Source organism: Streptomyces sp. Ru62 (assembly GCF_002920615.1).
GTDB lineage: Bacteria > Actinomycetota > Actinomycetes > Streptomycetales > Streptomycetaceae > Streptomyces.
The window spans coordinates 221,923-237,243 of the sequence record NZ_PQSU01000013.1; the positions used below are offsets into that span (position 1 = coordinate 221,923).

Genomic DNA, 15,321 nt, shown 5'->3' on the forward strand with positions numbered 1-15,321 from the left:
GACTCCGCACGACCCTTACGATCCCGCACGACCCCGTGCCACTTCACGCACCCTGTGCGAGTGCGCGCGGACTGTGCGAGTCCGCAGGCCCCGGTACGACCCCGCACGAGAAGGATCCCCGCCATGCGCGCCACCACCATCCACGCCCCGTTCGAGCTGCGCGTGGAGGACGTGCCCGAGCCCGTGGTGCAGTTGCCCACCGACGCCGTGGTGCGGGTGCTGCGGGCCTGCATCTGCGGCAGCGACCTGTGGGCCTACCGGGGCGAGGCGGCCCGGCAGCCGGGGCAGCGGATCGGGCACGAGTTCCTCGGCGTCGTGGAGGAGACCGGCTCCGAGGTGAGCACCGTCCGGCGCGGTGACCTGGTGGTCGCGCCCTTCATGTGGTCCGACGGCGTCTGCGACTACTGCCGCGAGGGCCTGACGACGTCCTGCGAGCACGGCGGCTTCTGGGGTTCGGTCGGCTACGACGGCGGCCAGGGCGAGGCCGTCCGCGTGCCGTTCGCCGACGGCACCCTCGTCCAGCTCCCCAAGGACGCGGCCTCCGACGACCACCTGCTGTCGGGGCTGCTGACCCTCTCCGACGTCCTCGGCACCGGCCACCACGCGGCCCTCGGCGCGGGTGCCCGGCCCGGCGCCACGGTCGCCGTCGTCGGGGACGGCGCGGTCGGCCTGTGCGCCGTCCTGGCCGCCAAGCGGCTCGGCGCCGAGCGGATCATCGCGCTCGGCCGGCACGAGGTGCGCACCGACATCGCGCGCCGGTTCGGCGCCACCGACGTCGTCGCCGAACGCGGGGACGCGGCCGTCGAGGCCGTCCGCGAGCTGACCCGCGGGCAGGGCGCGCACGCCGTCGTGGAGGCGGTCGGCACCGAGCAGTCCATGCGGACGGCCGTCAACATCACCCGCGACGGCGGCGCCATCGGCTTCGTCGGCGTGCCCCACGGCAGCGGCACCGGCCTGGACCTCGGCGTGATGTTCGACCGGAACCTCGCCCTGCGCGGCGGTGTCGCGCCGGTCCGCGCCTACATCCCCGACCTGCTGCCGGACGTGCTCGACGGCACGATCGACCCCTCGCCGGTGTTCGACATGACCGTCGGTATCGAGGACGTGCCCGCCGGCTACAAGGCCATGGACGAACGCACCGCGCTCAAGGTGCTGGTGACCAACGGCTGAACCGGCGCCGGATCAGGGCTGACCGGATTCGGCGCCCGATCAACGCTGGACCGACTCCGTCAACCATCGACACCGTCAACTGGATCAACCCGTCACCGCCACTCCGCCCGGTCCGAACCCCACGGCACCGGAGGCCGCGCCCAGCCGGCCGGGCCGCCGGTGAAGGACACGGCCGGGCGGGCGTGCCGGAGGCGGCCCAGGGGACTGTCCGCCTCGGCCAGCCAGGCGTCCGGGCCCGCGTACGACGCCCCCTCGGCCGCTGTGGACAGGGTGCCGTCGGTCAGCCAGTGGGCGGTCCGGGCCAGCGCCAGCCGGACCAGCCGGCTCCCGCCGTCGTGGGCCTGCTCGGTCAGCGCCCGCAGCACGGCCCCCGCCAGCAGATACCCGGTGCCGTGGTCCAGCGCCTGCGCGGGCAGCGCGCCGGGCCGCTGCGCCGAGCCCTCGGTGACCGCGATGCCGGTCGCGACCTGCACCAGGCTGTCGAAGCCCCGCCGCCCGCCCCACGGGCCGTACGCGCCCCACGCCGACACCTGGGCCACGACCAGTCCGGGGCGCCGCTCGGCCAGCGCGCGCGGTGCGAGCCCGAACCGGTCGAGCGCGCCGGGCCGGTACCCGGTCACCACGACGTCGGCGCTGCGCAGCAGTTCCTCGAAGGTGTCCCGGCCGGCGGTCAGGTCGAGCGTGGCGGACCGCTTGCCGATGCCCGTGTCGGCGTGCTGGTCCGGCAGTTCCGGTAGCCAGGGGGCGTCCACGCGCAGCACGTCCGCGCCCAGCAGGGCCAGGGTGCGGGTGGCGACCGGGCCCGCCAGCACCCGCGTCAGGTCCAGGACGCGCAGCCCGGCGGCGGGCAGCAGGACGGCGGCGGCCGGGTCCAGTGGCGGCAGCACGCGCGCGGGTGCCGCGTCCAGCCGGGCCCGCTCGACCAGGGGCCGTGCGGCCACCTCGGCGGCCTGCGGGTGCGCCCGCCACTCCTGCGGGGTGCGCAGGGCCACGGCGAGGCCACCGGCGCCGTGGACGGCTTCCTCGGCCTCCCGGGCGGAGCGCTCGGCGAGGCGGCCGGCGACCTCCTGCACCGGGGCGTCCGCCGGCAGGCCCAGCGCGCCGAGCAGCCGGTCCCGGTGGTGCGGGTAGTTGGCGTGGGTGCGCACCCAGCCGTCGGCCGTGCGCCAGAACCGCGACAGCGGTGCGAAGACGACCGGCGCACGGCCGTCCACCTGGAGGAGCCGCTCGCTGTGGAAGGCGGTGGCGACCGCGCCGTCGTCGACCCGGACGCCGGGCACCTCGGCGCGTCCGGCCCGGTGGGCCGCCAGTTCCGCCGCGGCCAGGGCGCACGCGCCGACGCACGCACGGGCGAGCTGCCGTACGGGGAGGCGCGCCGGGAGCGCGCCTCCCCGCGCGACGGTGGTGAGCCGTGCGAGACGGGCGGGATCTCCGCCCAGAGCGGACCACGCGTACGTGATTGCAGTCATGACTGCACTATGCAGTATTGACTCAATCAATATGTGAAGGGTGCCGACGTGTGGTCCTCAAGGACGGCCTACCGGGTCACCGCGGCCAGCGCGTCCGCCATGCCCCGCCCGTAGAAGCCGTTGTGGTTCTTCGACCCCTCGCACACCGCGTCCACCTTGCCGTCACCGTTGATGTCGTACGGGTCCGTGCACGGTGTGGCGTTGGCCTCGGCGTACAGCAACGCCTTCACGAGGGCCGCGGAGGCGTGCGGATGGGTTGACTTGATCAATGCGGCAACACCGGCGACATGCGGGGTCGCCATGGACGTACCCGCCATGTAGCCCCACTTGCCGCCCGGCAGCGGACCCAGGATGAGACCGCTGGTCGCCGGCGGCTCGGGCTTCTGGTAGGCGGTCGAGTCGCCGCCGGGCGCGGTGATGTCGATGACACCGAGGCCGTAGTTGGAGAAGGACGACTTCAGGCCCTTGGCGCCCGTCGCCGCCACCGTCACGACGCCCGGCAGCTGGGTCGGTATGTCGTAGCACTCGTGCGGGTCGATCACCCGGTCCGAGGGCGTGCCGTCGTTCGGGGAGACCGGGTCGGTGATCGAGTCGGACGCGAGGTCGTAACTCTCGTTGCCCGCCGCCGCGACGTTGACCGCGCCCTTGCGCTCCGCGTACTGCGAGGCCCGGGTGATGGCGTCCACGAGCGCCTTCTGGTCCGGGTCGGTGGTGCAGTTGAAGTACCACGGGTCGGTGTAATAGCTGTTGTTGGTCACGTCGACGTGGTGCTCGGCCGCCCACACGAAGCCGCAGACCACGGCCTCCGTGTAGAAGTAGCCGTCCGGGTTGGCGACCTTGATGCCGGCGACCTTGACGCCCGGAGCCACGCCGGTGACGCCCACGCCGTTCTTCGCGGCGGCGATCTCGCCCGCCACGTGCGTGCCGTGCGGGCTCTCCGACGCGCTCGGCCGCCAGGCGCCGTCCGTCGTGTCCGGCTTGCCCGACACACAGTTGGCGGACGCGGCACGGTCGAAGTTCGGCGCGATGTCCGGGTGGGTGTCGTCGACGCCCGTGTCGATGACGGCGACCGTGACGTCCCGGCTGCCCAGCGTCTTCTCGTGCGCCTTGTCGGCCTTGATGGCGGGCAGGTCCCACTGGAGCGGTTCCAGCGGGTCCTGGCCGTCGGCCGCCGTCACCTGGGCGGCCTCCCCGGCGCTCAGTGTCTTCGGGGTGCCCATGTCGGTGGTGGACTGGGCGGGCAGCGGCGCGTTGCGCGTGGCCCCGGCCGAGTCGACTCCGCGTACGGAGCGGATCCGCTGGGCGAAGCCGGGGTTCGCCGAGTGGGCGACGATCACGCCGATCCGGTCGTACGCGACCACCACCGAGCCCCCGGCCTCGGCGATCGCCTGCTGGACGCGCGCCGACACGGCGTGCCCCGGGCGGACGTTGACGACATAGCTGAGCGTGGGCCCGTCGGCGGAGGCCGCCGGGGTGCCGGTGGCGGCGGACGCGTTGGCGTTTGGCAGGAACGCGAGGGCCGTGGCCAGGGCCATCCCGGCGGGGAGGGCGAGGGCGCGGCGGTAGCGCGGCTTGGGCGCTGTCATGGGTGTTCTCTCCAGTTCGGTCGCGGTACGAGCGCGTCGTGCGGGAAGTGTGGTGGAGCGCCGTCGGACGACGGCGGCGTGCGGGGTGCCGGCCGGCTACTGGACCGCGCGCAGCGCGTTGACGACACCGAAGCCGTAGAAGCCGTTGACCCGCTTGCCGCCGGTGCAGGTCGCGTCCACGACCCCGTCGCCGTCACCGTCGTACGGTCCGGCCGGGCAGCCCGGGTTGTCCGCCTGGGCCTTCAACAGCGCCTGCAACTGGGCCGGAGTGGCGTGCGGGTGGGCCGACTTGAGCAGCGCGGCCACCGCGGCCACGTGCGGGGAGGCCATCGAGGTGCCCTGGAGGAAGCCGTACTGGTTGTTCGGCATGGTGGACAGGATGCGGCCGTTCTTCGACGGCGTGTCCGGGATCTGGTACTTGTCGCCGCCCGGCCCCGCCACGTCGACCACGCCCTGGCCGTAGCTGGAGTAGTACGACTTGGTGCCCTTCACGCCCACCGCGCTCACGGTCACCACACCGGGCAGCTGGGTCGGCACGTCGAAGCACTCGTGCGGGTCGATCGTGCGGGTCTGGGCCGTGGAGTCGTCGGGGCTGGAGTCGTCCACGAGGGCGTCGGCGTCCAGGTCGTCGTTGGAGTTGCCCGCCGAGGCGACGTTGAGCGTGCCCTTGCGCTGGGCGTAGAGCTGGGCCCTGTTGACCGCGTCAACGATGGCGCGTTGATCGGGGTCGTCCATGCAGTTGTAAAGCCACGGATCAACGTAGTAGCTGTTGTTGGTGATCTCGATGCCGTGGTCCGCGGCGAACACGAACGCGCAGACCACGCTCTCCGGGTAGAACAGCGACGTCTCGTCCGGCTGTGCCACCGTGATGCTCGCGACCTTCACGCCCGGCGCCACACCGGCCACGCCGATGCCGTTGCGGGCGGCGGCTATCTCACCGGCCACATGGGTGCCGTGGTAGTGGTCGGCGTCCGCCGGCCGCCACGCGCCGTACGTCGTGTCCGCCTTGCCGCTCACACAGTTCGCCGACTGGGACGCGGAGAAGTTCGGGGCTATGTCCGGGTGGGTGTCGTCCACGCCCGTGTCGATGACCCCGACCGTGACGTTCCTGCTGCCCGGATCCACCTTCGCGGCACGGTCGGCGCCGATCGCCCGCAGGTCCCACTGGTCCGCCTCCAGCGGCTCCTCGCCCGCCGTCGCGCTCGCCGCGAGCCGTGCCTGCTCCGCCCGGGACAGCACCTGCGCCGCGCCCTCGTCCGTCGTCCCGGCCGCGCTCAGCGGCGCGGTCCGGGTGGCGCCCGCGGAGTCGACCCCGCGCACCGCCCGCATCCGCGCGGCGAAGTCCGGGTTCGCGGAGTGGACGACGACGACACCGATGCGGTCGTAACCGGCCACCACCGTGCCGCCGTTGCGCGCTATCTCCCGCCGTACCGACGCGATCGTGCGGTCGTCCGTACGGGTGTTGACCACGTAGGCGAGGTTCGGGCCGTCCGCCGCCCGCGCCGCCGCGCCCGCGGCGGGTGCCGCCGAGGCCACCGACGGCAGGAAGCCGAGCGAGGCGGTCAGCGACAGCACGACGGGCACGGCGAGCGCGAGCCGGCGTCTGGAGCGCAGATGAGCCATGGGATCTCCACATCATCCGGATACGAAACCGCCCGGACACGGTCGTGTTCGGGCAGGTACATGGCGGGTGGTGCAGGCCGAAGCTATCTGTCGCGCCCGATCTCCGAAAGAGCCCGGCGGACTTGAACCGGCCCGCGCGGGGCGCCGTGACCGTGGACGGGGGGCCCGTCGAAGCCGGCGCCCCCCACGCCGGGATCACGCACCGGAGTCATATCGCGACTACCGGTAACGTAAGCCCGGTTCTGTGAAGCCAGACAGCGCATGTCCGTCACGCGAGGAGAGCCCGTGGCCACCGAGACACCGCCACCCGCGAAACACCCAGCTTCCCTTCCCTCCACCGAGGAGTTCACCGAGGTGCAGCAGAGCGCGGAGTTCGGTGAACTGCGCCGCGCCCACCGCTCCTTCGCCTTCCCGCTGACCATCGCCTTCATCGCCTGGTACCTGCTGTACGTCCTGCTGTCCAACTACGCGGGCGACTTCATGGGCACCAAGGTCGCCGGCAACATCAACGTGGCCCTCGTCCTGGGCCTCGCCCAGTTCCTCACCACGTTCCTCATCGCCTGGTGGTACGCGCGGCACGCCGCGGCCAAGCTCGACCCGAAGGCCGAGGCCATCAAGTCCCGGATGGAGGGCGGAGCATGAGCCCCGCGCAGCACACCCTGTCGGCCACCGGCCGGGCATCGCACACCCTGCTCGCCGCCGGCGAGGCGAGCGAGCACCGGACGCTGATCATCACCCTGTTCGCGGTGTTCGTCGCCGCGACCCTCGTCATCACCGTGTGGGCCGGCCGGCAGACCAAGGACGCCGCCGACTTCTACGCCGGCGGACGGCAGTTCACCGGCTTCCAGAACGGCCTCGCCGTCTCCGGCGACTACATGTCCGCCGCGTCCTTCCTCGGCATCGCCGGCGCCATCGCCCTGTTCGGCTACGACGGCTTCCTGTACTCCATCGGCTTCCTCGTCGCCTGGCTCGTCGCCCTGCTCCTCGTCGCCGAGCCGCTGCGCAACTCCGGCCGCTACACCATGGGTGACGTGCTGGCCTACCGGATGCGCCAGCGCCCCGTGCGCACGGCCGCCGGCGCCTCCACGATCGTCGTGTCGATCTTCTACCTGCTGGCCCAGATGGCCGGCGCGGGCGTCCTCGTCTCGCTCCTGCTGGGCATCACCAGCGACAGTGGCAAGATCGGCATCGTCGCCCTGGTCGGCGTGCTGATGATCGTGTACGTGACCATCGGCGGCATGAAGGGCACCACCTGGGTCCAGATGGTCAAGGCGGTCCTGCTGATCATCGGCGCCCTGCTGCTGACCTTCCTCGTCCTGCTGAAGTTCGACTTCAACATCTCCGACCTGCTCGGCAAGGCCGCCGACAACAGCGGCAAGGGCAGCGCCTTCCTGGAGCCCGGCCTGAAGTACGGCGCCACCGGCACCACCAAGCTGGACTTCCTCTCGCTCGGCATCGCCCTGGTCCTGGGCACCGCCGGCCTGCCGCACATCCTGATCCGCTTCTACACGGTCCCCACCGCCAAGGCCGCCCGTAAGTCCGTCATCTGGGCGATCGGCCTGATCGGCGCCTTCTACCTGATGACCCTCGCCCTGGGCTTCGGCGCCGCCGCACTGATCAAACCGGACGAGATCATCGCCTCCAACAAGGCGGGCAACACGGCGGCACCGCTCCTGGCCCTGCACCTGGGCGGCGTCGACTCCAACTGGGGAGCCATCCTGCTCGCCACCATCTCCGCCGTCGCCTTCGCCACGATCCTCGCGGTCGTCGCCGGCCTGACCCTGGCCTCGTCGTCCTCTTTCGCGCACGACATCTACGCGAACGTCATCAAGAAGGGCCAGGCCACCGAGAAACAGGAGATCGGCGCGGCCCGCTGGGCGACCGTCGGCATCGGCGCGGTCTCCATCGTGCTCGGCGCCCTGGCCCGCGACCTGAACGTGGCCGGCCTGGTCGCCCTCGCCTTCGCGGTCGCCGCCTCCGCCAACCTGCCGACCATCCTCTACAGCCTGTTCTGGAAGCGGTTCACCACCACGGGCGCCCTGTGGTCCATCTACGGCGGCCTGGTCACCGCGGTCGGCCTGGTGCTGTTCTCCCCGGTGGTCTCCGGCAAGCCGACCTCGATGTTCCCCGACGTCGACTTCCACTGGTTCCCGCTGGAGAACCCCGGGATCATCTCCATCCCGGTCGGCTTCCTGCTCGGCATCGTGGGCACCCTGCTGTCGAAGGAGACCCCGGACGCGGACAAGTACGCCGAACTGGAGGTGCGGTCCCTGACCGGCACCGGAGCGCACTGACGGAAATCCCACGGAGAGTACGTACGGACGACCGCGTCGTCACGGACTGTACGGTCCTACGACGCGGTCGCGCCGTACCTCGTGGGATCGTGCCGCTGTCGATGTCAGCGGCGTCACGTAGGCTCGCAGGTGACGGACGACGCACGCGCGACCGAAAATGAGTGACCGGGAGAGGGAGGGGGCCCACGTGCTCATCGACACCTACGGCCGGGTGGCCACCGATCTGAGGGTCTCGCTGACCGACCGGTGCAATCTGCGCTGCACCTACTGCATGCCCGAGGAGGGCCTGCAGTGGCTGGCCAAGCCCGACCTGCTCACGGACGACGAGATCGTCCGCCTGATCGACATCGCGGTCCGCACGCTCGGCATCGAGGAGGTCCGCTTCACCGGCGGTGAGCCCCTGCTGCGCCCGGGCCTGGTCGGCATCGTCGAGCGCGTCGCCGCGCTGGAGTCGCGCCCCCAGATGTCCCTCACCACCAACGGCATCGGCCTCAGGCGTACCGCGACCGCGCTGAAGGCGGCGGGCCTGGACCGGGTCAACGTCTCCCTGGACACCCTGCGCCCGGACGTCTTCAAGACCCTCACCCGCCGTGACCGCCACAAGGACGTGCTGGAGGGCCTGGAGGCCGCCCGCGAAGCCGGTCTGAACCCCGTCAAGGTCAACTCGGTCCTGATGCCGGGGCTGAACGACGACGAGGCCCCGGACCTGCTCGCCTGGGCGGTGGAGCACGACTACGAACTGCGTTTCATCGAGCAGATGCCCCTGGACGCGCAGCACGGCTGGAAGCGCGAGGGCATGGTCACCGCCGGGGACATCCTGGCCTCCCTGCGCACCCGCTTCGACCTCAGCCCCGAGGGCGCGGACGAGCGCGGCTCGGCACCGGCGGAGCGCTGGCTGGTGGACGGCGGCCCGCACCGGGTCGGTGTGATCGCCTCGGTCACCCGGCCGTTCTGCGCGGCCTGCGACCGTACCCGCCTGACCGCCGACGGCCAGATACGCACCTGCCTGTTCGCCACCGAGGAGACCGACCTGCGCGCGGCCCTGCGCTCGGGCGCCCCGGACGAGGAGATCGCCCGCATCTGGAAGCTCGCCATGTGGGGCAAGAAGGCGGGAGCGGGCCTGGACGACCCGTCGTTCGTCCAGCCGGACCGCCCCATGTCCGCGATCGGCGGCTAAGGGCCCGTCTCACGTCGCGCGACAGACGCGAAGGGTCAGCCCTGGGCCCCCTCGGCCGCCCGCCACTCGTCGAACGCCACCACGTCCTTCAGGAAGCCCCGCACGCCGAGGAACTGCGACAGATGCTCGCGGTGCTCCTCACAGGCCAGCCATGTCTTGCGTCGCTCCGGCGTGTGGACCTTCGGGTTGTTCCACGCCAGTACCCACACGGCGGCGGCACGGCAGCCCTTGGCGGAGCAGATCGGGGTCTCGTCACTCACGGGTTCGTCTCGGGTTCGTTTCAGGGGCTCAAACAAGGCGACGCCGGGCAGCCACGGGGGGAGCTGCCCGGCGTCGGTCCATCGCTCCGACGGGGGATGCGGAGCGCGTACGCAGTATGTCACGGGTACCCCGCCGCCCGGCACCGGAACAACAGGATTGATCTGAGCTTTTCTTGAGCTTGGCGCGGGGTCGCATTCCGTTTCCCACGCGTCCGCCGTGCTCAGACCGGGTCGGCGCGCTCACCCCGCGCTCCGGGCCCCGGATTCGTCGGCACGTCCTCGGCTGCGGATTCCCGCACGGACTCCCACGCGGAATCCGCCCGTCCGTCCTCGGTCCCCGACGGTGCGATCATCGGCCGCATCGGAGTGGTGACGAACGTGGACGGCAGGGACGGCGGCTTCTCCCGGCCCGCGTTGGCGATCACCACCGCGACATAGGGCAGGACCGCGCCGAGCACGAGCGCGACGATCGCGACGTACCGTTCGACGTTCCACAGTGAGACCGCGAGGATCACCGACACGGTACGGATCCCCATGGAGATCACATACCGCCGCTGCCGGCCCCGGACATCCTCGGCGAGTCCGGTCCGGGCGCCGGTGATCCGGAACACCTGGACGCTCCCGCCGTGCTGTTTCCGCATCACATTCCACCATCCGCCCGCATCGGACTCTCCCCGGCCCGCACCCTCGTCCACCTCCGGCGGGGACCCGGCCGGGACACCTCCCACGGTACGCTCCGCCCGCGCCGCCTTCGAGACCGGGTCGCCCCCGGCCTGCGACGACGCCGGGGGCCCCACCGCGTACGGGGGAACCCGACGTGCGCCGTACGGCGGACCGAACCACACTGGCTGTAATGCTCACGTCGAGCCGTACGAGGAGGCAGCCATGGGCTGGTTGTGGGCGATCATCGTGGGATTCGTACTGGGTCTCATCGCCAAGGCGATCATCCCCGGCAAGCAGCACAGCCCTTTGTGGCTGACCACCATCTGCGGCATGCTCGGCGCCATCGTGGGCAACGCGGTCGCCCGCGCGGTCGGCGTGGAGGCGACCCGGGGCATCGACTGGAGCCGGCACATCTTCCAGCTCGTGGCCGCCATCATCATCGTCGCGGCCGTGGACGCCCTCTACATGGCGACGCTGGGCAAGCGGAAGCAGCAGCGGGCCTGAGCCCGAGAACGGCAGCGCGCCCGAAGGGGCGCGGGGAACTGCGCGACCGGCCACGACCCGGCCGCAGTCGCCGGCATCCCCACGCCCCTACGATCCTCAGGCGCCCGTGACCTCCACGGCGGCCAGGTTCTTCTTACCGCGCCGCAGCACCAGCCACCGCCCGTGAATCAGATCCTCCGCCGACGGCACCGCGTCCTCGGCCGTGACCTTCACGTTGTTCACGTAGGCCCCGCCCTCCTTCACGGTCCGCCGCGCGGCGGACTTGCTGGCGACCAGGCCGACCTCGGCGAACAGGTCGGTCACCGGGGCCAGCTCGGTGACCTGGACGTGCGGCACCTCGGACAGTGCCGCCGCCAGCGTCCGCTCGTCCAGCTCCGCGAGCTCGCCCTGCCCGAACAGGGCGCGGGAGGCCGCGATCACCGCGGCCGTCTGCCCGGCGCCGTGCACCAGCGTCGTCAGCTCCTCGGCGAGCGCCCGCTGCGCCGCCCGGGCCTGCGGACGCTCCTGCGTCTGCCGCTCCAGCTCCTCGATCTCCTCACGGGACCGGAAGCTGAAGATGCGCAGGAACTTGGAGACGTCCCGGTCGTCCGCGTTGACCCAGAACTGGTAGAACGCGTACGGCGTGGTCATCTCGGGGTCGAGCCACACCGTGCCGGACTCGGTCTTGCCGAACTTGGTGCCGTCCGCCTTGGTGATCAGCGGGGTGCCCAGCGCGTGCACCACGGCCTCCGGCTCGACCCGGTGGATCAGGTCCGTGCCCGAGGTGAGGTTGCCCCACTGGTCGCTGCCGCCGGTCTGCAGCGTGCAGCCGTGTCGCCGGTACAGCTCCAGGAAGTCCATGCCCTGGAGGATCTGGTAGCTGAACTCGGTGTAGCTGATGCCCGCGTCGGAGTTGAGCCGGCGGGAGACGGCCTCCTTGGCGATCATCTTGTTGACCCGGAAGTACTTGCCGATGTCCCGCAGGAACTCGATGGCCGACAGACCCTGGGTCCAGTCCAGGTTGTTGACCATCACCGCGGCGTTCGGCCCGTCGAAGTGGAGCAGCGGCTCGATCTGTGCGCGCAGCCGCTCCACCCAGCCGGCCACGACCTCCGGCGCGTTCAGCGTGCGCTCGGCCGTGGGCTTCGGGTCGCCGATGAGACCCGTGGCACCGCCGACCAGCGCCAGCGGACGGTTGCCCGCCTCCTGGATGCGGCGCATCGTCAGGATCTGCACGAGGTTGCCGAGGTGCAGGCTGGGCGCGGTCGGGTCGAAGCCGCAATAGAACGTGACGGGGCCGTCCGCGAACGCCTTGCGCAGTGCGTCCTCGTCCGTGGAGAGGGCGATGAGCCCCCGCCACTTCAGCTCGTCGACGATGTCCGTCACGGTTCTCGTGTCTCCTTGATGATCTTCGGGCGGCCGGGTGACACCCGACCACGAACGCCTACGAGGTTATACGCCCTGACTGACAGAGCTCATGTTGAAATCGGGGATGCGCAGCGCGGGCATCGCGGCCCGCGTGAACCAGTCGCTCCACTCGCGCGGCAGCGTCTTCTCCGTCCGCCCGGCCTCGGTGGCCCGGCCGAGCAGGTTCACCGGCGACTCGTTGAACCGGAAGTTGTTCACCTGCCCGGTCACCTCGCCGTTCTCCACGAGGTAGACGCCGTCCCGGGTCAGGCCCGTCAGCAGCAGCGTCGCCGGGTCGACCTCGCGGATGTACCACAGGCAGGTCAGCAGCAGCCCGCGCTCGGTGTCCGCGACCATCTCCTCCAGCGAACGGTCGTCACCGCCGTCCAGGATCAGGTTGCCGAGCACCGGGGCGACCGGCAGCCCGGTCAGGCCCGCGCTGTGCCGGGTGGTGGTCAGGTGCTTCAGCACGCCCCCGGAGATCCAGTCGGTGGCGTGGGTCGGCAGCCCGTTGTCGAACACCGACTGGTCGCCGCCGGAGGAGTGCGCGACCACGAAGGGCGGGCACTCCAGACCGGGCTCGTTCGGGTCGCTGCGCAGGGTCAGCGGCAGCTCGCTCAGCTTCTCGCCGACCCGCGTGCCCCCACCGGGCTTGGAGAACACCGTCCGGCCCTCGGCCGCGTCCCGGCCCGACGCCGACCACAGCTGGTAGATCAGCAGGTCCGCCACGGCGGTCGGCGGCAGCAGCGTCTCGTAGCGGCCCGCGGGCAGCTCCACGCGCCGCTCCGCCCAGCCGAGCCGCACGGCCAGCTCGGCGTCCATCGCGCCCGGGTCGACGTCCTTGAAGTCCCGCGTGGACCGGCCGGCCCACGCCGAGCGCGCGCGGTCCGGGGACTTGGCGTTCAGCTCCAGCGTGCCGGTGGGCTGGTCGTGCCGCAGGCGCAGCCCGGTGGACGTCCCGAGGTACGTCGAGACCAGCTCGTGGTTGGCGAAGCCGTACAGTTCCCTGCCGCCGGCACGCGCGCGTGCGAAGGCCTCGCCGAGCGCCGGCGCGAAGTCGGCGAACACGGCGGAGGAGGTCTCGGCGGGCGCGTCCGTGAAGTCCGGGGACTCCGGCACCCCGCCGACCAGCGGCTGCGCGTCCTCGGCGGGCCCGGCACCGCGCGCGGCGGCCTCCGCGGCCCGCACCAGCGGCTCCAGCTCCTCGGCGGTGACCGCGGACCGGGACACCACACCGGAGGCGGTGCCCTGCGCGCCGTCCACGGTCGCGATCACGGTGAGGGTACGGCCCCGCGTCACCCCGTTGGTGGTGAGCGCGTTGCCCGCCCAGCGCAGGTTGGCGGTGGAGTGCTCGTCGGCGATGACGACACAGCCGTCGGCCCGGGACAGCCCCAGCGCCTGCTCGACGACCTCGTGCGGCTTGTGGGTACGGGCGCTCATCGACCGGCCTCCTGCGTGGTGTTCAGAATGTTGACGCCCTTGAAGAGGGCGGACGGGCACCCGTGGGACACGGCCGCCACCTGGCCCGGCTGGGCCTTGCCGCAGTTGAAGGCACCACCGAGGACGTACGTCTGCGGCCCGCCCACGGCGGCCATCGAGCCCCAGAACTCCGTGGTCGTGGCCTGGTAGGCGACGTCCTTCAGCTGCCCGGTGATCCGCCCGTTCTCGATCTTGAAGAAGCGCTGGCCGGTGAACTGGAAGTTGTAGCGCTGCATGTCGATCGACCAGGACCGGTCGCCGACGACGTAGATGCCCCGGTCGACACCGCCGATCAGGTCCTCGGTGGACAGCCCGGCCGGGTCCGGCCGGAGGGACACGTTGGCCATGCGCTGCACCGGCACATGCGCCGGCGAGTCGGCGAACGCGCACCCGTTGGACCGCTCGAACCCGGTCAGCCGCGCGATCCGCCGGTCGAGCTGGTAGCCCACCAGCGTGCCGTCCTTCACCAGGTCCCAGGACTGCGCCGCCACGCCCTCGTCGTCGTAGCCGATGGTCGCGAGGCCGTGCTCGGCGGTGCGGTCGCCGGTGACGTTCATCAGCTCGGAGCCGTACTTCAGCTTGCCCAGCTGGTCGAAGGTGGCGAAGGAGGTGCCGGCGTAGGCGGCCTCGTAGCCGAGGGCGCGGTCCAGCTCGGTGGCGTGGCCGATGGACTCGTGGATGGTCAGCCACAGGTTGGAGGGGTCGACCACGAGGTCGTACAGGCCCGGCTCCACGCTCGGCGCCCGCATCTTCTCGGCGAGCAGCTCCGGGATCCGCTCCAGTTCACCGTCCCAGTCCCAGCCGGTGCCGGTCAGGTACTCCCAGCCGCGCCCCACCGGCGGCGCGATGGTGCGCATGGAGTCGAACTCCCCGCTCGACTCGTCCACCGACACGGCCGTGAGCTGCGGATTCAGCCGCACCCGCTGCTGTGTGGTCACGGTCCCGGCGGTGTCGGCATAGAACTTGTTCTCGTGCACGGTGAGCAGCGAGGCGTCCACATGGTCGACGCCCGGCGCGGCCAGCAGCCGCGCGCTCCACTCCGCGAGCAGCGCGGACTTCTCCTCGTCCGGCACCGAGAACGGGTCGATCTCGTACGACGAGATCCACGTCTTGTCGGCGTGCACCGGCTCGCCAGCCAGCTCCACCCGCTCCTCGGACCCGGCCGCCTTGATCACCTGCGCGGACAGCTTGGCCATGGCCACCGCCTGCGAGGCGACCCTGGCGGCGGCGTCCATGGTCAGATCCACCCCGGAGGCGAAGCCCCACGTACCGCCGTGCACCACCCGGACCGCGTACCCGAGGTCGGTGGTGTCCGACGAACCGGCGGGCTTGGCGTCCCGCAGTCGCCAGGACGCGCTGCGCACCCGCTCGAACCGGAAGTCCGCGTGCTCGGCGCCCAGCGCACGCGCGCGTGCGAGCGCGGCGTCGGCGAGGGCCCGTAGGGGAAGCGCCGTGAAGGCTTCGTCGATGGAATGAGGCACGGAGGTCTCCCTGCTGTCGTGGCCTGTCGGCTCCGATCATGTCGCGGGACCGGCCCGGCGGACCACACCTTTCGGTCCCGGAACGACGCGTTCTGTAGGGATCCGACAGCGACACCCCCGCGCCACTGTCGGTGCCCGCTTGCCCGTGCGCGTGCCGGTACCGATAGGTTTTCGATGAAGCCGCCTGTCATCCAGGTGTTCGGGCGGATGTGTGCAACCGCTATCGAAA

13 protein-coding genes are annotated in these 15,321 nt (G+C 71.6%); 5 read left to right on the plus strand and 8 right to left on the minus strand.

Features of this window, described 5'->3' with window-relative positions:
* Positions 1–123 precede the first annotated feature (123 nt).
* Entirely contained in the window at positions 124–1,170 is a 1,047-nt protein-coding gene (locus tag C3492_RS19740) for a zinc-dependent alcohol dehydrogenase family protein (RefSeq protein ID WP_103813056.1), read from the plus strand.
* A 92-nt stretch (positions 1,171–1,262) separates the two neighbouring features.
* Here C3492_RS19740 and C3492_RS19745 read toward each other — a convergent pair whose 3' ends face one another.
* The 3 genes from C3492_RS19745 to C3492_RS19755 all read right to left on the minus strand — a co-directional run bounded on the left by C3492_RS19745 (position 1,263) and on the right by C3492_RS19755 (position 5,848).
* Positions 1,263–2,639: a CoA transferase gene (locus C3492_RS19745; protein ID WP_103813057.1), complete on the minus strand. Its 1,377-nt coding sequence runs from the start codon at positions 2,637–2,639 to the stop codon at positions 1,263–1,265.
* Positions 2,640–2,707: 68 nt separating this feature from the next.
* Positions 2,708–4,225: a S8 family serine peptidase gene (locus tag C3492_RS19750; RefSeq protein WP_103813058.1), complete on the minus strand. Its 1,518-nt coding sequence runs from the start codon at positions 4,223–4,225 to the stop codon at positions 2,708–2,710.
* Positions 4,226–4,321: 96 nt separating this feature from the next.
* Positions 4,322–5,848 (minus strand): S8 family serine peptidase, encoded by a 1,527-nt coding sequence (locus tag C3492_RS19755; protein ID WP_103813059.1) that lies wholly within the window; start codon positions 5,846–5,848, stop codon positions 4,322–4,324.
* 285 nt (positions 5,849–6,133) lie between these two features.
* On the opposite strand from C3492_RS19755, the gene C3492_RS19760 reads away from it, so the two are divergent.
* The 3 genes from C3492_RS19760 (at position 6,134) to moaA (ending at position 9,319) form a co-directional block, all read left to right on the plus strand.
* On the plus strand, positions 6,134–6,490 hold the full coding sequence (locus C3492_RS19760) for a DUF485 domain-containing protein (RefSeq protein WP_103813060.1): 357 nt from the start codon (positions 6,134–6,136) through the stop codon (positions 6,488–6,490).
* Entirely contained in the window at positions 6,487–8,142 is a 1,656-nt protein-coding gene (locus tag C3492_RS19765; RefSeq protein WP_103813061.1) for a cation acetate symporter, read from the plus strand. Before C3492_RS19760 ends, C3492_RS19765 begins: the two co-directional genes overlap by 4 nt.
* A gap of 187 nt (positions 8,143–8,329) precedes the next feature.
* Positions 8,330–9,319, plus strand: coding sequence for a GTP 3',8-cyclase MoaA (moaA, locus tag C3492_RS19770; RefSeq protein WP_219822081.1), 990 nt, complete (start codon positions 8,330–8,332; stop codon positions 9,317–9,319).
* Positions 9,320–9,354: 35 nt separating this feature from the next.
* Here the strand turns inward: moaA and C3492_RS19775 are convergent, their stop codons facing one another.
* Positions 9,355–9,579 carry a hypothetical protein gene (locus C3492_RS19775; RefSeq protein ID WP_103813063.1) on the minus strand — a complete coding sequence of 75 codons (225 nt, stop codon included), beginning with the start codon at positions 9,577–9,579 and terminating at the stop codon, positions 9,355–9,357.
* 221 nt (positions 9,580–9,800) lie between these two features.
* A complete protein-coding gene (locus C3492_RS19780) occupies positions 9,801–10,220 on the minus strand; it encodes a DUF3099 domain-containing protein (protein ID WP_181140454.1) in 420 nt (139 codons plus the stop codon).
* A 244-nt stretch (positions 10,221–10,464) separates the two neighbouring features.
* Here C3492_RS19780 and C3492_RS19785 point away from each other — a divergent pair, with 244 nt between their 5' ends.
* Positions 10,465–10,746, plus strand: a complete 282-nt coding sequence (locus tag C3492_RS19785; protein ID WP_103813064.1) for a GlsB/YeaQ/YmgE family stress response membrane protein — start codon at positions 10,465–10,467, stop codon at positions 10,744–10,746.
* 96 nt (positions 10,747–10,842) lie between these two features.
* On the opposite strand, the gene tyrS is transcribed toward C3492_RS19785, so the two are convergent.
* From tyrS to C3492_RS19800, 3 genes are all read right to left on the minus strand, one after another.
* Positions 10,843–12,111, minus strand: coding sequence for a tyrosine--tRNA ligase (gene tyrS, locus C3492_RS19790; protein WP_103813065.1), 1,269 nt, complete (start codon positions 12,109–12,111; stop codon positions 10,843–10,845).
* A 66-nt stretch (positions 12,112–12,177) separates the two neighbouring features.
* Complete coding sequence (locus C3492_RS19795) at positions 12,178–13,572, minus strand: TldD/PmbA family protein (RefSeq protein WP_103813066.1); 1,395 nt, start codon at positions 13,570–13,572, stop codon at positions 12,178–12,180.
* Positions 13,569–15,092, minus strand: a complete 1,524-nt coding sequence (locus C3492_RS19800; protein ID WP_103813067.1) for a TldD/PmbA family protein — start codon at positions 15,090–15,092, stop codon at positions 13,569–13,571. The genes C3492_RS19795 and C3492_RS19800 overlap by 4 nt, the downstream gene beginning before the upstream one ends.
* Positions 15,093–15,321: the final 229 nt, after the last annotated feature.

What these genes read in the sequence shown, in the direction of transcription:
- C3492_RS19740 (WP_103813056.1), top strand. Translation starts at nt 124, where the DNA reads ATGCGCGCCACCACCATCCACGCCCCGTTCGAGCTGCGCGTGGAGGAC.
- C3492_RS19745 (WP_103813057.1), bottom strand. Translation starts at nt 2,639, where the DNA reads ATGACTGCAATCACGTACGCGTGGTCCGCTCTGGGCGGAGATCCCGCC.
- C3492_RS19750 (WP_103813058.1), bottom strand. Translation starts at nt 4,225, where the DNA reads ATGACAGCGCCCAAGCCGCGCTACCGCCGCGCCCTCGCCCTCCCCGCC.
- C3492_RS19755 (WP_103813059.1), bottom strand. Translation starts at nt 5,848, where the DNA reads ATGGCTCATCTGCGCTCCAGACGCCGGCTCGCGCTCGCCGTGCCCGTC.
- C3492_RS19765 (WP_103813061.1), top strand. Translation starts at nt 6,487, where the DNA reads ATGAGCCCCGCGCAGCACACCCTGTCGGCCACCGGCCGGGCATCGCAC.
- C3492_RS19780 (WP_181140454.1), bottom strand. Translation starts at nt 10,220, where the DNA reads ATGCGGAAACAGCACGGCGGGAGCGTCCAGGTGTTCCGGATCACCGGC.
- C3492_RS19785 (WP_103813064.1), top strand. Translation starts at nt 10,465, where the DNA reads ATGGGCTGGTTGTGGGCGATCATCGTGGGATTCGTACTGGGTCTCATC.
- C3492_RS19795 (WP_103813066.1), bottom strand. Translation starts at nt 13,572, where the DNA reads ATGAGCGCCCGTACCCACAAGCCGCACGAGGTCGTCGAGCAGGCGCTG.